The sequence below is a fragment of the Citrobacter sp. Cpa228 genome (assembly GCF_030333085.1).
In the GTDB taxonomy this organism is placed as follows: Bacteria; Pseudomonadota; Gammaproteobacteria; order Enterobacterales; family Enterobacteriaceae; genus Citrobacter; species Citrobacter pasteurii.
Window position 1 is genome coordinate 232,032 of record NZ_JAOWGQ010000037.1, and the last position, 20,886, is coordinate 252,917.

The following is a 20,886-nucleotide window of genomic DNA, read 5'->3' on the forward strand; positions in this document are numbered from 1 at the left end:
GCGCTGCGCTTATCCGGCCTACGGGCGCAATATGTAGGCCGGATAAGGCATTTATGCCGCCATCCGGCAACGTCAGTTTAATGGGCTGGTTTCGGACAACGCTGTTCTTTCCAACTGGCCACTGCTGCGATGCGGCGTCGGGTCAGTTCTTCACGAATTGCCTGACCTTTGAATCCCGCTTCCACAACATCTTTCGTGGGAACCGCCTGTGCAACCAGCCAGGCTTCGCGTAACAGTCGGCCTTGCGGGTAATCCGCCGCTTCAAAACCGGTTCGCCCACGCACGTCGGCCTCGCTGGTCAGGGCGATTTGCTCCACGCGCTGCGGTTTGCGCCATGCATCGATGGAATCAAACAGCTTAACGATGGTTTTCGGTTGCAGGATCGGGAAGGTATGAATCAGGTCGTGGAACTCGGCCACCAGTTTGGCTAAGTCGCGGATGTCATTGGGTACGCGCATGCGTTGGCACAGTTGCTCAACCAGCTTAACGCCTGCCGGACCGTGGCCGTGATGGCGCGGCCATAGTGCTTTAGGCGTTAATGCTTTGCCAAGATCGTGGCACAGCGTGGCGAAACGCACGTCGACCTCCGGGCTTAACACGGCCGCCATCGACAACGTCATCAGCGTGTGAATGCCGGTATCGATTTCCGGGTGCCACTGCGCGGGCGCGGGGACGCCGAACAGAGCATCTACTTCCGGGAACAGCACGCGCAGTGCATCGCAATCGCGCAGGACCTGGAAAAATACCTGTGGATTACGGGTGGTTAAGGCGCTTTCTGTCTCTTTCCACACGCGTTCTGGCGTCAGGTGTTCCAGCTCTCCTGCGGCGGCCATGTTGCGCATCAGCATCATGGTTTCATCAGCAACACGAAAGCCAAGGTGTGCATAGCGGGCAGCAAAGCGCGCCACGCGCAGAACGCGCAGCGGATCTTCACTAAAAGCAGGGGATACATGACGCAGCAGGCGGTTTTCCAGATCGTCGCGTCCGTTATACGGGTCGATAATCTCCCCGTTGTCATCGCGGGCCATTGCGTTGATAGTCAGGTCGCGGCGTTGAAGATCGGCCTCCAGCGTCACATCTGGCGCGGCGTAGCAGGTGAATCCGGTATATCCCGAACCTGATTTACGTTCAGTGCGCGCCAGCGCATACTCTTCCCGGGTGTGTGGGTGGAGAAACACGGGGAAATCGCGACCTACCTGCTGATAGCCCGCGTCAAGCATCTCCTGCGGCGTGGCGCCGACAACGACCCAATCTTTATCTTTAATCGGTAGCCCTAATAACGCATCCCGAACAGCACCACCGACCAGATAAATCTTCACGCCACATTCCTTTTGAAAAACAGTATTCCTTAATCATATGTCAGTGTGACGGAGAAGGCGATTCAGTTCATCCAGCGATCTTTGCGCTTCCGGCTCGGGATCATGTGCGGCAGAACCAGACCGAGCAGCAGGCCGAGTCCCAGCACGCCGCCGCCATACATAAACCATTGCATGATGATAGTACGTTGCTTGTCATCAAGCTGCAGGTTAGCGGCGCTGACTTTCTTTTGCGCCACGATAAGCTCGTTCTTCAGCTTCTGGTTTTCTTCCTTCAACGCGTCGATCACGCTGTCGCTTTGCGATACTTTTTGCTGCATATCGGCGGTGCGTTGATTCCAGGTGGTATCGATATTATTGAGCTTATCGGTCAGTGTCTTAACCTGGTTTTCCAGGTCGGGAACGCGGGTACGCAGGCTCGGCGTACTGTTCAGCTCTTTCAGTGGGATCCAGGCGGTACGTCCGGTGCTGTCTTTCACCTGAGCGTAGTTGGTGTTGGCATCGGTCTGTAATAGCGTGACTTCCTCGCCGGCGTTAACCGTACCCACGAGGCGATAATTATCTCCCGGACCGCTGCGGACCCAGGTGTTCAGTTCGTCAGAGACATAGCGCTTTTCTTCGGCATGAGAGACTGCAGTGGCGCTAAGTGCGAGTAAAGTTAATCCAATCAGGCGTAATTTTGGCATCAGGCTGTCGTTATTGTCATAGAAAGTGGAACGATAGTAGTGGCATCAGTGTCTCTACGCAAAGCATTCGACATCAATCGGAATCATCTGTGTCCTTTTTGCCACCACCCGAAACTTTTACGCCCGTCAAATTGCTCGTTGCATGGCAATTTGGCGCAAAATACTATCTACTGACCATAAAGAACGAACTTAGTTCGCAGTCAGTTTTCTCAACTGTGACATAACCCATAAGTACAAGACCATGGCCCAGGAAATCGAATTAAAATTTATCGTCAATAGTGACGCTGTAGATGCGCTGCGTGCACGTCTGAATACGCTGGGGGGAGAGCATCATGCCCCCAGCCAGTTGCTGAATATTTACTACGAAACGCCGGATGCGTGGTTGCGTGGTCACGATATGGGGCTGCGTATTCGCGGTGAAAACGGTCATTACGAAATGACCATGAAAATTGCCGGACGCGTGACGGGCGGCCTGCATCAGCGACCGGAATTTAACGTTGCGCTGGACGCGCCTGAGCTGGATCTTGCCTTGTTCCCAACGGAAGTCTGGCCTGATGGCGAACTGCCCGCTGAGCTTGACTCTCAGGTGCAGCCGCTGTTCAGTACCGATTTTTACCGTGAGAAATGGCGCCTTGATGTTGACGGCAGCCGTATCGAAATCGCCCTCGATCTCGGGGAAGTAAAAGCGGGCGAATGTGCTGAACCTCTCTGTGAGCTTGAACTTGAGCTGCTAAGCGGCGATACCCGTGCGGTACTGAAGCTGGCAAACCAGCTGGTTTCGCAAACCGGTTTACGCCAGGGCAGTTTGAGCAAAGCCGCGCGCGGCTATCATCTGGCTCAGGGGAATGCGCCGCGTGAACTCAAACCGACGCGCATTTTACAGGTTCCGGCGAAGGCGAGCATTGAGCAGGGGCTGGAAGCGGCGCTGGAGCTGGCATTATCACAGTGGCAGTACCACGAAGAGCTGTGGGTACGCGGCGTCAAAGGGGCGAAAGCCGAGGTGCTGGCGGCAATGGGGCTGGTGCGTCACATTCTGATGTTGTTTGGCGGTAATGTGCCACGAAAAGCGAGCGCTCACTTACGTGATTTGCTGACCCGGTCGGAAGCGATCATCGCGTCTGATGCCTCTGCCGTTTCGGCGGTTTACAGCACAGAAACGGCAATGGCCAAACTGGCGCTGACCGAATGGCTGGTGACCAAAGGGTGGCAGCCGTTCCTTGATGCGAAGGCGCAGGGCAAAATTGCCGATTCCTTTAAGCGTTTCTCGGATACGCATCTCTCACGCCATGCCGCTGAACTGAAAACCACTTTTGCTCAGCCGTTGGGCGATAAGTACGTCGATCAGCTGCCGCGCCTGACGCGCAACATTGATAGCATGCTGATGCTGTCGGGATACTACGACGAAAATGTTGCATCGGAATGGATCGCCAACTGGCAGGGCTTACGTCGCGCCATTGTGGCCAACCAATATATTGAAATTGAACATTTCCGCAACGAGGCGATCGCGCTGGAACCGTTCTGGCTGCACAGCGGAAAACGATAATCAGGGTTGAGGCCGGGATGCCTGATGGCGCAGTGCTTATCAGGCCTACGAGGCCATACCATGAGCCTCAATACGCAAAGGATGTCCCATACATGAAGCAGCTCTCTTCACCGTTACAGCAGTACTGGCCGGCCGTTGTTGAGCGGCTGCCAGCAGCAATCTCTGAGTCCTCGCTTAGCGTGCAGGCGAAGTCAGTGCTTACATTCAGTGATTTTGTCCGCGACAGCATTATTGCCCATCCCGAATGGCTGGCTGAGCTGGAAAGTACGCCACCTCAGGCGGATGAATGGCAACACTATGCCGAGTGGTTGCAGCAAGCATTGGTTGACGTCGGCGATGAAAACACGCTGATGCGCGAGCTGCGCCTGTTTCGCCGCCGCATCATGGTGCGTATCGCCTGGGCGCAGACGCTGTCGCGGGTGACGGAAGAGAGTATTTTGCAGCAGTTAAGCCATCTGGCTGAAACGCTGATTATTGCCGCACGCGACTGGTTGTATGACGCCTGCTGTCGTGAGTGGGGAACGCCCTGTAATTCTGACGGTGTTGCGCAGCCGCTGCTGATTTTAGGCATGGGAAAACTCGGCGGCGGAGAGTTGAATTTCTCCTCGGATATTGACCTGATTTTTGCCTGGCCGGAGCACGGCAGCACGCAGGGCGGGCGTCGCGAGCTGGATAACGCGCAGTTCTTTACTCGCATGGGCCAGCGGCTTATCAAGGTGCTGGATCAGCCCACAATGGATGGGTTTGTCTACCGGGTGGACATGCGTTTACGCCCGTTTGGCGATAGCGGCCCGCTGGTGCTGAGCTTCTCTGCGCTGGAGGATTATTACCAGGAACAAGGGCGCGACTGGGAACGCTATGCGATGGTCAAAGCCCGCATTATGGGCGATTCCGACGGCACTTACGTCAGTGAACTTCGCGCGATGCTGCGGCCATTTGTCTTCCGCCGCTATATTGATTTCAGCGTGATCCAGTCTCTGCGAAACATGAAAGGGATGATTGCCCGTGAAGTGCGCCGCCGTGGCCTGAAAGACAACATCAAGCTGGGGGCGGGCGGTATTCGTGAAATCGAATTTATCGTGCAGGTATTCCAGCTTATTCGCGGTGGGCGCGAGCCGTCGCTGCAATCCCGCTCGCTGTTACCCACGCTCAGTGCCATCAATGAATTGCACCTGCTGTCTGATACCGACGCGGAACAACTGCGCGCAGCCTATCTCTATTTACGCCGCCTGGAAAACCTGCTGCAAAGTATCAATGATGAGCAGACCCAGACGTTGCCGGGCGATGAACTGAATCGCGCGCGACTGGCGTGGGGGATGAACGTTGATGACTGGCAGCAGTTAACCGATGTGCTGGCCAATCATATGGACAATGTGCGCCGGGTATTCAACGAGCTGATTGGCGATGACGAAGCTGAAACCCAGGAAGAGTCGCTCTCTGAGCAGTGGCGCGAACTGTGGCAGGACGCATTACAGGAAGATGATACCACGCCGGTGTTGACGCATCTGGCGGATGACGATCGCCGGCGCGTGCTGTCTCTGATTGCTGATTTCCGCAAAGAGCTGGATAAACGCACCATTGGCCCACGCGGACGTCAGGTGCTGGATCATTTAATGCCGCACCTGCTGAGCGATGTCTGTACGCGTGACGACGCCTCAATACCGCTGTCGCGTATCACACCGCTGCTGGTGGGCATCGTGACCCGCACGACCTACCTGGAGCTGCTGAGCGAATTCCCCGGCGCGCTTAAGCACCTGATTTCGCTCTGCGCGGCTTCGCCGATGGTCGCCAGCCAGCTGGCGCGCTATCCGCTGTTGCTCGATGAACTGTTGGATCCGAACACCCTGTATCAACCCACCGCGACGGATGCCTACCGTGATGAGCTGCGCCAGTATTTGCTGCGCGTACCGGAAGATGACGAAGAACAGCAACTGGAAGCGCTGCGCCAGTTTAAGCAAACGCAACTGTTGCGTATCGCGGCAGCCGATATTGCCGGTACGCTGCCGGTGATGAAGGTGAGCGATCACTTAACCTGGCTGGCAGAAGCGATTATTGATGCGGTAGTCCAGCAGGCGTGGACGCAGATGGTTGCTCGCTACGGGCAACCCACCCATCTTGGCGAACGTGAGGGGCGCGGTTTTGCCGTCGTCGGCTATGGCAAACTGGGCGGCTGGGAACTGGGCTACAGTTCGGATCTTGATTTGATCTTCCTGCATGATTGTCCGATGGACGTGATGACGGATGGTGAGCGTGAGATTGACGGGCGACAGTTCTATCTGCGTCTGTCGCAGCGCATTATGCACCTTTTCAGCACCCGCACCTCGTCCGGTATTTTGTACGAAGTGGATGCGCGGCTGCGTCCATCCGGCGCGGCGGGAATGCTGGTGACATCAACCGAGGCTTTCGCCGATTACCAGCGCAACGAAGCCTGGACATGGGAGCATCAGGCGCTGGTACGTGCTCGTGTGGTATATGGCGACCCGCAGTTGACCTCTCAGTTTGATGTGATTCGTCGCGATATCATGATCCTCGTCCGTGATGGGAAAACCTTGCAGACCGACGTGCGTGAAATGCGTGAGAAAATGCGCGCCCATTTAGGCAATAAGCATCGCGATCGCTTTGATATTAAAGCGGATGAGGGTGGCATTACCGACATTGAGTTTATTACGCAATATCTGGTGCTGCGCTATGCGCATGAAAAACCGAAGCTGACGCGCTGGTCGGATAACGTGCGCATTCTGGAATTGCTGGCGCAAAACGACATTATGGATGAGCAGGAAGCGCTGGCGCTTACCCGCGCTTATACAACGCTGCGCGACGAACTTCACCATCTTGCGTTGCAGGAACTTCCGGGTCATGTCGCGCCGGAGCTCTTCAGCGCTGAACGTACGCTGGTGCGTGACAGCTGGCAGAAGTGGCTGGTTGCCGAGTGAAGTGTGCTATTATCGCGCGCAAATTTTAAGACCCTCAGAGAATCTCTCAGGAGACAGGAATGAAAGTAACGCTGCCAGAGTTTGAACGTGCAGGAGTCATGGTTGTCGGTGATGTGATGCTGGATCGCTACTGGTACGGCCCTACCAGCCGTATTTCACCTGAAGCGCCGGTTCCGGTGGTGAAGGTCGATACCATTGAAGAACGTCCCGGTGGCGCAGCAAACGTGGCGATGAACATTGCCTCTCTGGGCGCAAATTCCCGTCTGGTGGGTTTGACCGGTATTGACGACGCGGCGCGGGCGCTGAGTAAAACGCTGGCGGATGTGAACGTAAAATGCGACTTCGTTTCCGTGCCGACGCATCCGACAATCACCAAACTGCGCGTGCTTTCCCGTAACCAACAGTTGATTCGCCTGGATTTCGAAGAAGGTTTTGAAGGCGTGGATCCGCAGCCGCTGCACGAGCGTATTAACCAGGCACTGGGTTCTATCGGCGCTCTGGTGCTCTCCGACTACGCTAAAGGCGCGTTGGCAAGCGTGCAGCAGATGATTGCTCTGGCGCGTAAGGCTGGAGTGCCGGTGCTTATCGATCCGAAAGGGACCGATTTTGAACGTTACCGCGGCGCAACGCTGCTAACGCCGAACCTGTCTGAGTTTGAAGCGGTAGCCGGTAAATGCAAAAGCGAAGATGAATTGGTTGAGCGCGGCATGAAAGTGATTGCTGATTTCGACCTTTCCGCACTGCTGATTACCCGTTCAGAACAGGGTATGACGTTGCTGCAACCGGGCAAATCGCCACTGCATATGCCGACGCAGGCGCAGGAAGTGTATGACGTGACCGGTGCGGGCGATACGGTAATCGGCGTGCTGGCGGCGACGCTGGCGGCGGGTAACTCACTGGAAGAGGCGTGCTATTTTGCTAATGCTGCTGCCGGTGTTGTGGTCGGTAAACTGGGAACTTCCACCGTGTCGCCTATTGAGCTGGAAAACGCCGTGCGCGGTCGCGCGGATACCGGTTTTGGCGTGATGACAGAAGCAGAGCTGAAACAGGCCGTTGCCAGCGCCCGCAAGCGCGGTGAGAAAGTGGTGATGACCAACGGCGTGTTCGACATCCTGCATGCGGGCCACGTCTCCTATCTGGCGAATGCACGCAAGCTGGGCGATCGCCTGATCGTGGCGGTAAACAGCGATGCGTCGACCAAACGTCTGAAAGGCGAAACGCGTCCGGTCAACCCGCTGGAACAGCGCATGATCGTGCTGGGCGCGCTGGAATCCGTCGACTGGGTGGTCTCGTTTGAAGAAGATACACCGCAGCGTCTGATAGCCGGCATCCTGCCGGATCTGCTGGTCAAAGGCGGCGACTATAAGCCAGAAGATATTGCGGGCAGCAAAGAGGTATGGGCGAACGGCGGTGAAGTGCTGGTGCTGAACTTCGAAGATGGCTGCTCAACGACCAATATCATCAGGAAGATCCAGAAAGACAGCGATAAATAGCAAATGCTGGAAACGCGTCGAAATTTTCGTTTTGGTGCGTTTCCCGCTGTTGACGCTGCTGTTTTTTCGACCTAAAGTACAGGAATAAGGGTGAGAGGGGATTTCTCCCCCCTCTGATTGACTGTTAATAGGTCTGGAAACTTATCAATAACAGCACAACCAGTATGATGACGAACTTCATCATAACCCTTTCCTTATTAAAGCCCCTTCTTCGAGAGGGGCTTTCTCGTTGCAGCCCCTTGCTGACAAGGCGATTGTTAGTGAGCCTCCTGACAGGGGCAAGGGCTTTCTCCCTCCGATTTCTTATTGCTGGATCGTCCACGCAAAACGCTGCTGCAGAATAAAAAATCCCCGGCTTTACGGGCCAGGGATGGGGGAATGATGCAGAAGTGTTTATTCTTCTTTTACCGTTGTCTGCGGGTTAACGTCGACAGTCGTCGTAGTCAGCGCATTTAGCGAACCGCCGGATAAGCCAATTTCATTTAACAGCGAATCAATCAGCGGCGCTTGTGTGCGATAGGCAAGGACGGCGGATAATGCCTGCTCAGCCAAATTTCCACCGCTTACGTTACCTGCGCTCACTTCACCGACTGCGCCGCCGCTCATCATCACTTTTTGCCCGCCAGGTCCGGTACGTACAAACGCCTGTTCAGCAGACGCGCGACGATACAGACGGGCAAAGATAATCCCGATAATTAATAAGACGACCACCGCCACAACGGCGGTAAGGTAACATACCAAAAACATCATCCATCTTAGATTTTGTAGGAAACTGTGAAGCTGGTGATTTTTTTGCGCACAATATGTGCAGAATATCTTCGCATCCAGGGAAATACTGAAATCAGAAAAAGCATATGGCCTTAACAGATATTCAATAACTGGAGGGTATGCTCATGAACAATAGTATGTATTCATTGAATAATTTCGATTTCCTGGCGCGGAGTTTTGCCAGAATGCAGGCTGAGGGCCGACCCGTTGATATCCAGGCTGTAACTGGAAATATGGATGAAGAACATCGCAGCTGGTTTTGCAAACGCTATGCACTTTACTGCCAGCAGGCAACAGAGGCGAAAAAATTAGAACTGGAACACTAACATATTAACGGGCCTTGCGGCCCGTTGTCGTTTTTATACCAGTGGATCGACTGGCGGGATTGCGGGCGCAGACTTGACTTCCGCCGCTTTCTCGCGCGCTTCAAGCTCCGTCAGACGTTGCTCAAGCAGCGCCAGTTTTTCACGGGTACGCAGTAAAACCTGGGTTTGTACGTCAAACTCTTCGCGGCTTACCAGATCCAGACGGGTCAGCTGTGATTGCAGCGTTTGGCGAATTTTCTTCTCGACGTCTTCGCCAAACTCGCGGATCCCTTTCGGCATCGACTCGTGAACCTGACGAGCAATCTGCTCAATTTTTTTCGGGTCAATCATTATGGTTTCCCTGAACTGGTACGTGTTGCTGCCTATTGTAGTGCGAACTGTCCCAGGCATAAACCAGAATTGTGTGAAGCTAAGATGAGCAAAGGCGTTGATGAAGGTAATCAATAGCGTTATAGTTAACTCGCTTATTCTCAGGGCGGGGCGAAATTCCCCACCGGCGGTAAATCAACTCAGGTTGAAAGCCCGCGAGCGCTTTGGGTGCAAACTCAAAGGTCAGCAGATCCGGTGTAATTCCGGGGCCGACGGTTAGAGTCCGGATGGGAGAGAGTAACGATCCAGTCGGGCATGGACCCGCTCACGTTATTTTTTTGCCGCTTAGACGGTACTCCTAAGACTGCCCTGATTCTGGTAACCATAATTTTAGTGAGGTTTTTTTACCATGAATCAGACGCTACTTTCCTCTTTTGGTACGCCTTTCGAACGTGTTGAACATGCGCTGTCTGCGCTGCGTGAAGGACGCGGTGTGATGGTGCTTGACGACGAAGATCGTGAAAACGAAGGCGATATGGTTTTCCCGGCCGAGACCATGACCGTTGAACAGATGGCGCTGACCATCCGTCACGGCAGCGGTATTGTTTGCCTGTGCATCACCGAAGACCGCCGCAAACAGCTCGATCTGCCAATGATGGTGGAAAATAACACCAGTGCTTACGGTACCGGTTTTACCGTGACCATTGAAGCTGCAGAAGGTGTGACCACCGGTGTTTCCGCAGCGGACCGTGTTACTACGGTACGCGCGGCAGTTAAGGATGGCGCAAAACCTTCCGATCTGAACCGTCCGGGGCACGTGTTCCCGCTGCGTGCTCAGGCTGGTGGTGTGTTAACTCGTGGTGGCCACACCGAAGCCACCATCGATCTGATGACGCTGGCAGGGTTTAAACCGGCAGGCGTGTTGTGTGAGCTGACCAATGACGATGGCACCATGGCGCGTGCGCCACAGTGCATTGAGTTTGCCGGCAAGCACAATATGGCGGTGGTCACTATTGAAGACCTGGTGGCTTACCGCCAGGCGCACGAGCGCAAAGCCAGCTAATAGACTATTACCACGTTAGTTTTGGTAAGCATAAAAAACCGAAGCCATATTCCAGGCTTCGGTTTTTTTGTTTTTTGCTCCCAATTACCTGGTTCTGGCCAGTTTTAAAGCCCAGGCACCGCTCATTGTCACCAACAGCAATAAACATAAACCAAAGGCCAGCAAACAGGCCTGTGCCATGTTCATAAAATGCCACGGCGGGAGCAGATACCAGCCTTCAGACTGTTGGTATAGATCGATAAACCACTTTTGCGTACTGCTGAGCGCTACGCCATCGGGAACCACGGGGGCGTCATAGCCGCAATCCCCTGTGGGCTTAAACCACTCCGGAGCCCAGTTTGCCAGCGGCAAATTGAAAGGGAATATCGGATCTGTGGAACATCCCTGGACACCAAACAACGAATCCGGGTCCGGGTTATGTACAGCATAATGAATACCGTTAAGTTTGATGGAGAACGTAATGCCCATGATGCTGCCATAAAATGCCGCGATGCAACCAATAAGCTTCAGAACAACATTTTTAGGGTTTATTGCCGCGATCAATCCACCGAAAACCATTACAAACATGGCAAAGCGAATGTAGACACACTGCTCGCAGGGGGCCATATAGAGGTAGATTTGAAAGAATGAGTGCGCCAGTATTATTAACCCGCCCATCGCGCAGGCCATCAGTAGCCACAGAAAGCGCCGTTCCTGCCATCTCACCAGCGTATCAACCGGCGTGGTACGTAAGTCCCGCCACAATCCTTTTATGAAAGCCATAGCCTGGTCCCTGTTTATTTTGTCGCCAGTTCTCTGACAAGCTCTGCCATGGAGTCAATGGATTTGATACTTTTTGTGTAGATCAGGTATTTACCGTTAACGACGTAAGCCGGAACCCCCTGAATTTTGGCGACGTCATATGCCGCTTTCCATTTCTCCAGCGTTTGCTGAACGGCGGGATCTTGCAGCGCGGCGTCAAAATCTGCCTGGCTCATACCTGCAGCATCCAGGCCTGTTTTAATGAATGCGGCCGGATCATTACCATCTGACCAGCGCTCTTTCTTGTCGTGGTAAGCAGCGTAATAAGCGAATTTCGCTTTTTTGAACTGTGATTTGGCATCAAACAATGAAATCCCTGCGGCCTGGTCTTTAGCAATCATTACCGTAAAAACTTCACTGGCCTGTTTACCATATTCACCCTTGGTTTCCAGATGAAATGGTGTGAAGGTGACGAGATCAGCCACTTTTTCAGAAACCGGGCCAGTCACGGCTTTATCATATTTATAACAGAACGGACAGGCGTAGCTGAATACTTTTATTAACGTCTTATCAGCATTAGGAATCGGTTTCTCTAAAACCATATAATCAGTGCCTTCTGTAAAAGCGGAGGCGGCAAACGACGAGGTAAGCGCTGCGGTTAATATCACGCTTTTAAATAATGAAGTAATCCATTTAGATGACATAATTAATCCTTAAGCTAACGCGATTATTTAAACATGTGTTGTGGGCGGACCAGTAATGCACGGTAGTGAGTTTGGTTTGGTTTATCTGAAAGGACATCTATCTCAACTTTGACTTCTTTGGTCTTGTAGTCAATTTCATTGATTTTGCCAATGGTTGGTTGTCCAACTTCAAATAAATTAATTGAACCACCAAAGCCAAACATGGTGTCACGGTCTTTCTGATATTCGATAACCGAGGTGATGGGACTATAGAAATCGTAACCGCGTTCTTTGCCGTATTCCCAGATTTGCTGAACGGTACCTTTTATCTCGTCAATTTTATATTCGACGTAACGGGAGTATTTCATCGTCGGCAATGCCGGTTGTTCGAGCCCACGACCATCGCCGTTATCAAAGATGGTTAATGTCCCTTTGCTCGAGAGCCATGCGGTGTGCTGTGTATAGGTAAAATCGAAATCGGTATTCTCGCACTTGCCGTTTTCGTCACATTTTAACGCGTTGCCTTTGCTATCAACCGGTTTTAACAGCTTACTTGCCAGCGTCTTATTCCAGCCTTTCGACGGAGCGAGGATCCATTTCACCTGTTTATCGCGACCGATTTTGACGACGCCCTGGTGGCGGGAAGAGATAATAATGGAGTCATCTTTGGCATCATAGGCAATGGAGTTAACGTGCGCCCAGTTACGACCCGCACCCACGCCGAGGGCGTCACCGTAAGGTGTATCTGGCTCCAGTTTCGCCTGTTGACCGGCATGAGCGAGGTCAACGTTGACGCATACCGCACCTGCGTCCAGCGCACCCAGCAGCGCATCACGCATCGGATCGAGTATTTTTGTCAGATCCCACACGTCAACCACTCGACCGGACTTGTCTACTTCAATTATCTGATCGCGGATAGTTTGCACATGGATGCCATCTTCTTTGCGATAATCGCGTTTGCCCACGCGAAGCAACACGGTGTCGTTGATTGTTTCGATCGATTCATGCGACGCGTCGAGGAAGCCGCGCGGTAGCTTATGATCGGCCAGAATCTGCCCCATCATATCGAATTCGTACCAATGCTGGCCCTGCACGGCAGTGAAGGTGCCGCGCGGCGTTTCTCGAATCCCCATCAAGTAACCGCGCTTATTGATATCCATGTCATGGCCATCATAGAAGGTATCTTGATCCAGCCACCAACGATATTCACCTTCCGTATCGACGATAAAGGTGAAGGGGGCAATGTCAAAGGGTAATGCCCCGCCCGCCGGACCCGCATCCAGGATGCCGGCATTTTTATCTTTTTCACCATGCCAGTGGAATTCCGCCCCTTGTGCAGTGAAGGTATGGGTATTCACCAGATACAGACGGTCTTCAAAACCTGGCGCTACCTTAATAACTTTCGTTTGCTGTAAATCGGAAATTGAACGGTTATCCATGTAGTGATTAACGATGGCGGACGTTTGCACCACATAATCATCCTTCATGGCTTTTCCATTTTCTTTATATTCAATGGTGACCTTATTAGCAAACTTTTGATAAAGACCAAAAATAGGCACGCCGTCATAGGTTGCTAACGACCCTTTGCCAACAGTATAAGTAACAGGAACGCCTTTCTCGCCTTTGCCATGAACGGTGACTTTAACATCTGAAATAATGTGACTGTCTAATTCAACCAGCGCGGTAAGTGGGGCGTTTCCATAAGGATCAACGACTATTGCGCCCAGTTTTCCTGCGGGTTGGGCGGGTTGAAAGCCCGCAGCAAAAGAATTTCCGACCGTTAATCCAAACGTCAGTGCCAGAGTGCCTGCGAGTAGCGTTTTTCGATATTGTCTAAACATGGATATATCTCCTTATATTAATTTTAAATATAATCTCAATGAATATATTATGTTTTTACGATATGGCTAAAAATGAAAATAGTACTACTGATGTCATTTTTATTGTGGGTATATAAATATTTATGAAGTGTATTATTCTGCAAGATCTAATTTTTGTTATTTGCTGGATAGTATGAGTGAGGTATTTTAAGGACAATATTTATTATTGCTTAGTGTGATCTCGTCGACACAGTTTTATTTTTTATAAGTGTTTTAGCTATTGGCATAGCTGCTGGTTTATATGATCGAAATCATATATTTGTTTCTGGAATATGCCACTATAGGGGTATGTCAGAATAAGCTTATGTAAAATTTTAACGTTAAATGTTTAATGATGTTAAATGTTAAGGGTAAAAGAATGTTTATTGCCTGGTATTGGATCGTATTAATTGCACTCGTTGCATTGGGTTATTATTGCCATATGAAGCGTTATTGTCGGGCATTCCGACAAGACAGAGACGCATTGCTCGAGGCGCGAAACAAACTCTTCCGTCGTTCTGGTGAAGATAACAGCGTGATTAAGGAACAGGAATAGTCCTTCACGTTCTGCTATGGATGAGCGGATGCTGTAAAATAGCAGGGTGGCATCCGCCCTCAGGATTAGCCGATTCCCATGGACTGGAGGATGACGAGGCTTAACCCCATCACCGACATGCCACAAAGCACCCCATAGCTGGGATTATTATTCGGGTCGATCTCTTTTGCCAGTGGCATCAATTCATCGACTGACAGCGCCACCATAATTCCGGCGACCGCGGCCATAATTGCCGCCATCACCACGGGTGAAATCAAACTGCCCAGAATTAACCATGCCAGTACCCCACCTAATATTTCCGCCATTCCCGAGATCCCTGCCCAGAATATAGCGGTACGTTTTGAACCCGTGGCTGCATAGACCGGACCTGCAACGGCTAATCCTTCAGGAATATTGTGTAATGCGACGGCAAGCGCAATACCAAAGCCCAGTTCGAGGTTGCTGCTGGCGGTAACAAAAGTCGCAATCCCTTCTGGGAAGTTATGCAGGCTGATACCCAGAGTTAATAAAATCGCAGTACGCTTAATGGAACCGGGTAACGGCTGTGTGGTTTTTTGGACTAAATCCTGAGGGTGAGCGTGCGGCAGCAAACGATCCAGGCCAAAGTAGCCCAGCAAACCAACGATAAACATCCCGTAACCCAGCACCGGAGACATTCCCTCTGCTGCCAGTGCGGCTGGCAACATCTCCATCAGGGAGATTAGCAACATGATACCTGCGGCAAAACCCAGAGAAAATGCGAGAACGCGGTTAGAGGGTTTTTGTCCCAGCACGCCAAGAAATGCACCGATAAATGTGGCGGCGCCTGCCAGTAAGGTCAGAAGTAAAGGTACTGACATCGACAAATAAAGCTCCTTATCAATCTGCTATTCGGGGCGGTTCGTCAAAATAACTGATGATCTTCATCATGGTTATCTGAGTTCTTCATCAACCGAAAAAGCGTATTGTGGTGATATCAAAATGACTCCCTCAGTAAGGATATCATCATGTCTTCAACTCGTATGCCAGCATTGTTTTTGGGCCACGGCAGCCCGATGAATGTTCTGGAAGATAACGTTTATACCCGTGCCTGGCAGCAGCTGGGGGAAACGTTGCCACGTCCGAAAGCCATCGTGGTGGTCTCAGCGCACTGGTTTACGCGCGGCACTGGCGTAACCGCGATGGAAGCACCGAAAACGATTCATGACTTTGGTGGTTTTCCGCAGGCGCTGTATGACACGCATTATCCGGCCCCGGGGTCTCCTGAACTGGCTCAGCATCTGGTGGATCTGCTTTCTCCAGTGCCAGTCACGTTAGATAAAGAGGCGTGGGGATTTGACCACGGCTCATGGGGTGTGCTGATCAAGATGTACCCGAACGCAGATATCCCGATGGTGCAGTTGAGTGTCGATAGCACCAAACCTGCGGCCTGGCATTTCGAAATGGGTCGTAAGCTGGCGGCGCTGCGTGATGAGGGCATTATGCTGGTAGCCAGCGGTAACGTGGTGCATAACCTGCGTACTGCGCGCTGGCACGGCGAAAATACGCCGTATCCGTGGGCGACCTCATTTAACGATTATGTTAAAGCAAACCTCACATGGCAGGGACCGGTTGAACAGCACCCGCTGGTTAACTATATGGATCATGAAGGCGGATCGCTGTCGAACCCGACGCCAGATCATTATCTGCCGCTGCTGTATGTTCTCGGGGCATGGGATGGTAAAGAGTCTGTTACGATCCCTGTAGATGGTATCGAGATGGGAAGTTTAAGTATGTTGTCGGTGCAGGTTGGGTGATGAATGCCCGATGGCGCTACGCTTATCGGGCATTAAGTTCGTGCCGTAGGCCGGGTAAGGCGAAGCCGCCACCCGGCACTCTCAATCATTCGACAAAAATATGCGGATAGAAACGGGAGAGATCCTGCGTGATCAACGCGCGGTCTTCGCGAATGCCGATCCCGGCCGGTTGGTCGTTAATCAGCCAACTGCCGATCAGCATATAGCTGTCGCCAAACTTCGGTAACTGATGGAACTGCTGCACGATCATGCCTTCTTCACCGTATGGGCCTTCCACGGCTTCGATCGTTTTACCGTTCTCAATGATGGAAACGTTAGCGCCTTCACGCGAGAAGATCGGTTTCACGACAAACTTATCCATCTGCGGATAGTCGTCTTCGGCGAAATATGCCGGTAGCAGATTCGGATGATCCGGGAACATTTCCCACAGCAGCGGCAACAGTGCTTTGTTGGAGATAATGCTTTTCCATGCTGGTTCCAGCCAGCGAACGCCGGCATCTTCCAGCTTGGTGGAGAACATTTCACGCAGCATAAACTCCCACGGATATAGCTTGAACAGGTTGGCGATCACCTGGTCCTGCATGTCCGTGAACTGACCTTTTTCGCCAAGACCGATATCTTCGACATAGAGAAATTCAGTGGCAATTTCAGCCTCAGCCGTGCAATCCTGCAAATACTGGATCGTTCCACGATCTTCGACCGTATCGCGACAGCAGGTCAGGTGCAGCAACTGAAAACCGTACTGCTCGCGCAGCTCAGTGAAACGTTCGATCAGTTTTTCCTGCAGGCTGTTGAACTGATCGCTGCCTTCCGGCAGGTTGCCCGCATTAAGCTGATCTTCCAGCCAGATCCACTGGAAAAAAGCAGCTTCATACAATGAGGTTGGCGTATCGGCGTTGTTTTCTAAAAGCTTGGGTTCACCGGTACCATCCCACGCCAGATCGAGGCGGGAATAGAGCGACGGTTGCTGTGTCAGCCAGGACTGGCGGACAAAGCCCCAGGTATGCTTCGGAATACGAAACTTGGTCATCAGCTCGTCGCTGGCAATGACCTTCTCAACCACCTTGAGGCACATCTGGTGCAGCTCTGCGGTGACCTCTTCCAGCTTTTCGACCTGAGCGAGCGTCAGCTTATAGTATGCGTCTTCACACCAGTACGGCTCGCCGTACATGGTGTGAAAGTTGAAACCGTATTCGGTGGCCTTATCGCGCCAGTCCGGGCGCTCAACAATACTGACTCTTTCCATGACGATCAGCCACCCATTGAACGTGTGGTGGTGCCGCTTGCGCTACGCTGCATGGTGCTCTGTTTGGCGACTGACTCACCAAATCCGCCGCGGGTTACGGTAGACGTGGTGGCTGGTTTCGGTGCCATGGCGGTTTTTGGTACGGTCATGGTGCGGCCCGGCGTTGCTGCGCCGTAGTTTTTGCCGCCGGCGTCAGTGTATTTGCCGTATGCAGGGCTGGCCGGGTTTTTCGAGCTGAACAGCGGCTGCTGAGCGCCCATTCCGCCGCCCATCATGCGGCCCATCATGTAGCCAGCCATCAGCGGCATCCAGAAGCTGCCGCTGCTTTGATTCTGCGCCTGAGCCTGGCCTTCACCGGTCGGTGCCATACCTGCCTGGGCAGGTGCCTGTTGGCACTGACCTTCACCGAACTCGGCAATACAGTCTTCGCGCGTGGCGTATTTTGGCGCCGTGCGTTCAGCTTCTTTCAGCGCGTTGTTGAATGCGGTCGTACATTCAGCGCTTTTACCTGGATTCGCCGCAGAGCAGTCGTCCGCATTCTGATAAAGCGAAACCGTTTCGTCACTCTTTTCACAGCCCGCGAGCATAAACACAGCGGTAACTGCCAGGGCGACAGGAGTCAGATGGCGCGCGCTCCAGCTTTTGCGGAACGAAGCATGATGTATCGATTTTGTCCGTTTCATTTTTGTCTTCCAGGACCCAGTGGTAAACACAGTAAATAATGCTCAGGATAGAGGATGACTGGTCGAAATTGAAGCGGGAAGAGGCGAGAATGCGCAGGAAGGGGCGGATCTTTACGTTGTCTTACGTTCAGACGGGGCCGAAGCCCCGTCATCAACATCAATTACGGAACGGGTTGTTGCCGTTACTGCTGCTGGATGTATGTGCTGCTGCCGGTTTGACCGCCGGCGCCGCACTGTTGGCGGTATAACCATCTGCTGTGGCGTCTTGCTGGGTGTTTTCCGGCGCAACGGAGTCAGGTGCGGTGGAAATAGGTTTGCCCAGCGTATTGTTCAACGCCACCAGATCCTGCTCGTTAAGCGTACCGAGCGCAGACTTGATGTTTAACTGGTTGATCAGATAGGTATAACGCGCATTTGCCAACTGCTGCTTAGCGTTGTACAGCGTGGTAGTGGCATCCAACACGTCCACGATGGTACGTGTACCGACAGAATAACCCGCTTCCATCGCGTCAAGGGAACTTTGCGCAGAGACAACGGCTTGTTTGTACGCATTAATGCTACTGATAGACGCATTAATGTTGTTGAATGACGAACGAACGGTCTGTACTACGCTGCGGTGGGCGCTTTCCAGTTGCTCGCTGGCGCCAACAAAGTTGTACTGTGCTTGTTTAACCTGCGAGTTAACCATCCCGCCCTGGTACAGCGGCAGCGAGAAGTTCAGACCAATTTTATTCTGGCCCTGGTTACTGTCGTCATACTGAGAGGTGTTAGTTTTAGAACCACTGTAAGAGGTATCAGAAACACCAGTAGAGGCGGTTAAACCCAGCGTCGGCAGATGACCGTCCTGTGCCAGACGAATTTGCTCACGCGCCAGATCCTGGCTTAAACGTGCCTGCAATAACGTCAGGTTGCGGTTTTCTGCTTCTTTCAGCAGTGAATTCACCGCCTGCGGTTTGTTGGTTTTAAAGCCATCAACATTCAGCGAAGCCAGTTCCGGATAGTAATTGCCGGTGACCTGACGCAGCTGTTCAACGGCGTTGTCCAGGTTGTTACGCGCGGTAACTTCATTCGCCAACACAGTATCGTACTGTGAACGGGCGTTCTGTACGTCAGTGATAGCAACCAGGCCAACGTTAAAACGCTGGGTCGTCTGATCTAACTGACGATAAACGGCGTCTTTTTGTGCCTGGGTATAAGAGAGCACGTCAATCGCGTTCAATACGTTAAAATAGGCCGTGGCGGTATTCAGGATCAGCGTTTGCTGATCGGTCTGATAGGTCACGTCCTGGATGCCCGCTGATTTTTCTTGCAGCGTCAAGGCACGCCATTTTGACATATCAAACAGCGTCTGAGTCAATTGTAATGACGCGCTGGTGGCGTTGGAGTTGATACCATTTGAATCACGGTAGCCATTGCTGTAGGTGTAATCGGCACCTAAGCCCAGTTGCGGCAGTAAAGGACTACGCGCTTCGTTAATTTTTTCGAATGCAGCATCGCGATCGGCGGCGGATTTACGCAATTCCGGGTTGCTCAGGCGTGCTTGCTGATAAACCTGCATCAGGTTTTCTGCCTGGCTCAGAGTACTGAACCCCGACAGGCTCAGGCCGATAAGGATGGGGAGCAATTTCTTCATTTGCATTCCTTGTTGTGAAGCAGTATTTAGCGCTGATCAAATTGTAAAAATAATTGCTGATTCTAGCAGAATCCGCCACTTCAAAAAGTTGGCGTTACGTGCCATACGGCGTTAATTTGCATCAATTTAACACAAGGGCGCTCAAACAGCAGTCAAACGACCTTGAAATTCACATTTTAATCACTATTGGTACCAGGACAGCACAATGCGTAAACCAGACAACTTGCCAATGACATTCACTAAAAATGATGTAGAAATTATTGCACGAGAAACACTATACCGCGGTTTTTTTTCATTAGATCTTTATCGCTTCCGTCATCGCCTGTTTAACGGTGGTATGAGCGGTGAAGTGAAGCGTGAAATTTTTGAGCGCGGACACGCGGCAGTCTTGCTACCCTTTGACCCTGAGCGGGATGAAGTTGTGTTGGTTGAACAGATCCGCATTGCGGCCTATGACACCAGCGAAACGCCGTATCTACTGGAAATGGTAGCCGGAATGATTGAAGAAGGCGAAACCGTTGAAGATGTGGCCCGTCGTGAAGCAATGGAAGAAGCCGGACTGGACGTTAAACGTACGAAACCCGTGCTGAGTTATCTGGCAAGCCCTGGCGGCACCAGTGAGCGCCTGTCTATTTTGGTAGGTGAAGTGGACGCTTCGACCGCAAATGGTATCCACGGTCTGGCGGATGAAAACGAAGATATTCGTGTTCATGTGGTGAGTCGGGAACAGGCTTATCAATGGGTAGAAGAGGGGATAATCGACAACGCGGCTTCTGTCATCGCTTTGCAATGGTTACAGCTGCACTATCAAGAGTTAAAAACTGAGTGGAAAAAATGAAGCGTTACACACCTGACTTCCCTGAAATGATGCGCCTGTGCGAAACCAATTTTTCGCAGTTGCGCCGCCTGTTGCCACGCAATGATGCAGCCGGTGAAACAGTGAGCTATCAGGTTGCAAACGCACAATATCGATTAACGATCGTGGAATCGACCCGATACACTACGCTTGTCGCGATCGAACAGACGGCACCAGCGGTTACCTACTGGAGCCTGCCGTCGCTGACTGTGCGCCTGTATCATGATGCGAGGGTGGCTGAAGTGTGTTCAAGTCAGCAGATCTTTCGCTTCAAAGCGCGGTATGATTATCCAAATAAAAAGTTGCATCAACGCGACGAAAAGCATCAAATTAATCAGTTTTTGGCCGACTGGTTACGGTACTGTTTAGCACATGGAGCGATGGCGATTCCGGTTTATTAGCGTCGTGAAACCTAAG

19 protein-coding genes, 1 pseudogene and 1 riboswitch are annotated in these 20,886 nt (G+C 52.1%); of the genes and pseudogenes, 8 read left to right on the forward strand and 12 right to left on the reverse strand.

Going from position 1 to position 20,886, the window contains the following annotated elements:
- Positions 1 to 77: 77 nt before the first annotated feature.
- Positions 78 to 1,319 (reverse strand): multifunctional CCA addition/repair protein, encoded by a 1,242-nt coding sequence (locus OGX91_RS05875; RefSeq protein ID WP_005120904.1) that lies wholly within the window; start codon positions 1,317 to 1,319, stop codon positions 78 to 80.
- 62 nt (positions 1,320 to 1,381) lie between these two features.
- On the reverse strand, positions 1,382 to 2,002 hold the full coding sequence (locus tag OGX91_RS05880) for a TIGR04211 family SH3 domain-containing protein (protein WP_005120905.1): 621 nt from the start codon (positions 2,000 to 2,002) through the stop codon (positions 1,382 to 1,384).
- Positions 2,003 to 2,243: 241 nt separating this feature from the next.
- Between OGX91_RS05880 and OGX91_RS05885 the strand changes: the two genes are divergently transcribed.
- The 3 genes from OGX91_RS05885 (at position 2,244) to hldE (ending at position 7,971) form a co-directional block, all read left to right on the forward strand.
- Positions 2,244 to 3,545, forward strand: a complete 1,302-nt coding sequence (locus tag OGX91_RS05885; protein WP_286625692.1) for a CYTH domain-containing protein — start codon at positions 2,244 to 2,246, stop codon at positions 3,543 to 3,545.
- Between the two features lie 92 nt (positions 3,546 to 3,637).
- Positions 3,638 to 6,478 carry a bifunctional [glutamate--ammonia ligase]-adenylyl-L-tyrosine phosphorylase/[glutamate--ammonia-ligase] adenylyltransferase gene (glnE, locus tag OGX91_RS05890; RefSeq protein WP_040233955.1) on the forward strand — a complete coding sequence of 947 codons (2,841 nt, stop codon included), beginning with the start codon at positions 3,638 to 3,640 and terminating at the stop codon, positions 6,476 to 6,478.
- A gap of 59 nt (positions 6,479 to 6,537) precedes the next feature.
- Complete coding sequence (hldE, locus tag OGX91_RS05895) at positions 6,538 to 7,971, forward strand: bifunctional D-glycero-beta-D-manno-heptose-7-phosphate kinase/D-glycero-beta-D-manno-heptose 1-phosphate adenylyltransferase HldE (protein ID WP_149691754.1); 1,434 nt, start codon at positions 6,538 to 6,540, stop codon at positions 7,969 to 7,971.
- Between the two features lie 124 nt (positions 7,972 to 8,095).
- Here hldE and OGX91_RS05900 read toward each other — a convergent pair whose 3' ends face one another.
- Positions 8,096 to 8,155: a type I toxin-antitoxin system Ibs family toxin gene (locus tag OGX91_RS05900; protein WP_199947192.1), complete on the reverse strand. Its 60-nt coding sequence runs from the start codon at positions 8,153 to 8,155 to the stop codon at positions 8,096 to 8,098.
- 209 nt (positions 8,156 to 8,364) lie between these two features.
- Positions 8,365 to 8,725: pseudogene (locus OGX91_RS24175) on the reverse strand (flotillin domain-containing protein).
- Between the two features lie 133 nt (positions 8,726 to 8,858).
- Between OGX91_RS24175 and glgS the strand changes: the two are divergent.
- Positions 8,859 to 9,065 (forward strand): cell surface composition regulator GlgS, encoded by a 207-nt coding sequence (gene glgS, locus OGX91_RS05910; protein ID WP_137378484.1) that lies wholly within the window; start codon positions 8,859 to 8,861, stop codon positions 9,063 to 9,065.
- Positions 9,066 to 9,098: 33 nt separating this feature from the next.
- On the opposite strand, the gene ubiK is transcribed toward glgS, so the two are convergent.
- Positions 9,099 to 9,395, reverse strand: a complete 297-nt coding sequence (gene ubiK / locus OGX91_RS05915) for a ubiquinone biosynthesis accessory factor UbiK (protein WP_005120914.1) — start codon at positions 9,393 to 9,395, stop codon at positions 9,099 to 9,101.
- A 132-nt stretch (positions 9,396 to 9,527) separates the two neighbouring features.
- Positions 9,528 to 9,677, forward strand: a riboswitch (FMN riboswitch).
- A gap of 106 nt (positions 9,678 to 9,783) precedes the next feature.
- Between ubiK and ribB the strand changes: the two genes are divergently transcribed.
- Positions 9,784 to 10,437, forward strand: coding sequence for a 3,4-dihydroxy-2-butanone-4-phosphate synthase (gene ribB, locus OGX91_RS05920; protein WP_040233959.1), 654 nt, complete (start codon positions 9,784 to 9,786; stop codon positions 10,435 to 10,437).
- Positions 10,438 to 10,521: 84 nt separating this feature from the next.
- On the opposite strand, the gene dsbI is transcribed toward ribB, so the two are convergent.
- The 4 genes from dsbI to zupT all read right to left on the reverse strand — a co-directional run bounded on the left by dsbI (position 10,522) and on the right by zupT (position 15,115).
- Entirely contained in the window at positions 10,522 to 11,199 is a 678-nt protein-coding gene (dsbI, locus tag OGX91_RS05925; RefSeq protein ID WP_286625695.1) for a protein-disulfide oxidoreductase DsbI, read from the reverse strand.
- A 14-nt stretch (positions 11,200 to 11,213) separates the two neighbouring features.
- Positions 11,214 to 11,882, reverse strand: a complete 669-nt coding sequence (locus OGX91_RS05930) for a thiol:disulfide interchange protein DsbA/DsbL (protein WP_286625697.1) — start codon at positions 11,880 to 11,882, stop codon at positions 11,214 to 11,216.
- A 23-nt stretch (positions 11,883 to 11,905) separates the two neighbouring features.
- Positions 11,906 to 13,702 carry an arylsulfate sulfotransferase AssT gene (gene assT / locus OGX91_RS05935; RefSeq protein WP_286625699.1) on the reverse strand — a complete coding sequence of 599 codons (1,797 nt, stop codon included), beginning with the start codon at positions 13,700 to 13,702 and terminating at the stop codon, positions 11,906 to 11,908.
- 639 nt (positions 13,703 to 14,341) lie between these two features.
- Positions 14,342 to 15,115, reverse strand: a complete 774-nt coding sequence (gene zupT, locus OGX91_RS05945; RefSeq protein ID WP_003024600.1) for a zinc transporter ZupT — start codon at positions 15,113 to 15,115, stop codon at positions 14,342 to 14,344.
- Between the two features lie 147 nt (positions 15,116 to 15,262).
- On the opposite strand from zupT, the gene ygiD reads away from it, so the two are divergent.
- Entirely contained in the window at positions 15,263 to 16,051 is a 789-nt protein-coding gene (gene ygiD / locus OGX91_RS05950) for a 4,5-DOPA-extradiol-dioxygenase (RefSeq protein ID WP_188231893.1), read from the forward strand.
- A gap of 85 nt (positions 16,052 to 16,136) precedes the next feature.
- Here the strand turns inward: ygiD and OGX91_RS05955 are convergent, their stop codons facing one another.
- The 3 genes from OGX91_RS05955 to tolC form a co-directional block, all read right to left on the reverse strand.
- Entirely contained in the window at positions 16,137 to 17,297 is a 1,161-nt protein-coding gene (locus OGX91_RS05955; protein ID WP_286625702.1) for a glutathionylspermidine synthase family protein, read from the reverse strand.
- Between the two features lie 5 nt (positions 17,298 to 17,302).
- Entirely contained in the window at positions 17,303 to 17,980 is a 678-nt protein-coding gene (locus tag OGX91_RS05960) for a DUF1190 family protein (RefSeq protein ID WP_016154521.1), read from the reverse strand.
- 157 nt (positions 17,981 to 18,137) lie between these two features.
- A complete protein-coding gene (tolC, locus tag OGX91_RS05965; RefSeq protein WP_155021825.1) occupies positions 18,138 to 19,619 on the reverse strand; it encodes an outer membrane channel protein TolC in 1,482 nt (493 codons plus the stop codon).
- A 199-nt stretch (positions 19,620 to 19,818) separates the two neighbouring features.
- On the opposite strand from tolC, the gene nudF reads away from it, so the two are divergent.
- Together nudF and OGX91_RS05975 are read left to right on the forward strand one after the other, a co-directional pair.
- Positions 19,819 to 20,451 carry an ADP-ribose diphosphatase gene (gene nudF, locus OGX91_RS05970; protein ID WP_040233966.1) on the forward strand — a complete coding sequence of 211 codons (633 nt, stop codon included), beginning with the start codon at positions 19,819 to 19,821 and terminating at the stop codon, positions 20,449 to 20,451.
- On the forward strand, positions 20,448 to 20,870 hold the full coding sequence (locus OGX91_RS05975) for a DUF1249 family protein (protein ID WP_005123087.1): 423 nt from the start codon (positions 20,448 to 20,450) through the stop codon (positions 20,868 to 20,870). Before nudF ends, OGX91_RS05975 begins: the two co-directional genes overlap by 4 nt.
- The last annotated feature ends 16 nt before the right edge of the window (positions 20,871 to 20,886 follow it).

What these genes read in the sequence shown, in the direction of transcription:
- ubiK (WP_005120914.1), bottom strand. Translation starts at nt 9,395, where the DNA reads ATGATTGACCCGAAAAAAATTGAGCAGATTGCTCGTCAGGTTCACGAG.
- zupT (WP_003024600.1), bottom strand. Translation starts at nt 15,115, where the DNA reads ATGTCAGTACCTTTACTTCTGACCTTACTGGCAGGCGCCGCCACATTT.
- OGX91_RS05975 (WP_005123087.1), top strand. Translation starts at nt 20,448, where the DNA reads ATGAAGCGTTACACACCTGACTTCCCTGAAATGATGCGCCTGTGCGAA.
- nudF (WP_040233966.1), top strand. Translation starts at nt 19,819, where the DNA reads ATGCGTAAACCAGACAACTTGCCAATGACATTCACTAAAAATGATGTA.
- dsbI (WP_286625695.1), bottom strand. Translation starts at nt 11,199, where the DNA reads ATGGCTTTCATAAAAGGATTGTGGCGGGACTTACGTACCACGCCGGTT.
- OGX91_RS05955 (WP_286625702.1), bottom strand. Translation starts at nt 17,297, where the DNA reads ATGGAAAGAGTCAGTATTGTTGAGCGCCCGGACTGGCGCGATAAGGCC.
- ygiD (WP_188231893.1), top strand. Translation starts at nt 15,263, where the DNA reads ATGTCTTCAACTCGTATGCCAGCATTGTTTTTGGGCCACGGCAGCCCG.
- hldE (WP_149691754.1), top strand. Translation starts at nt 6,538, where the DNA reads ATGAAAGTAACGCTGCCAGAGTTTGAACGTGCAGGAGTCATGGTTGTC.
- OGX91_RS05885 (WP_286625692.1), top strand. Translation starts at nt 2,244, where the DNA reads ATGGCCCAGGAAATCGAATTAAAATTTATCGTCAATAGTGACGCTGTA.
- ribB (WP_040233959.1), top strand. Translation starts at nt 9,784, where the DNA reads ATGAATCAGACGCTACTTTCCTCTTTTGGTACGCCTTTCGAACGTGTT.
- OGX91_RS05880 (WP_005120905.1), bottom strand. Translation starts at nt 2,002, where the DNA reads ATGCCAAAATTACGCCTGATTGGATTAACTTTACTCGCACTTAGCGCC.
- assT (WP_286625699.1), bottom strand. Translation starts at nt 13,702, where the DNA reads ATGTTTAGACAATATCGAAAAACGCTACTCGCAGGCACTCTGGCACTG.
- glnE (WP_040233955.1), top strand. Translation starts at nt 3,638, where the DNA reads ATGAAGCAGCTCTCTTCACCGTTACAGCAGTACTGGCCGGCCGTTGTT.
- OGX91_RS05930 (WP_286625697.1), bottom strand. Translation starts at nt 11,882, where the DNA reads ATGTCATCTAAATGGATTACTTCATTATTTAAAAGCGTGATATTAACC.
- glgS (WP_137378484.1), top strand. Translation starts at nt 8,859, where the DNA reads ATGCTCATGAACAATAGTATGTATTCATTGAATAATTTCGATTTCCTG.
- tolC (WP_155021825.1), bottom strand. Translation starts at nt 19,619, where the DNA reads ATGCAAATGAAGAAATTGCTCCCCATCCTTATCGGCCTGAGCCTGTCG.
- OGX91_RS05960 (WP_016154521.1), bottom strand. Translation starts at nt 17,980, where the DNA reads ATGAAACGGACAAAATCGATACATCATGCTTCGTTCCGCAAAAGCTGG.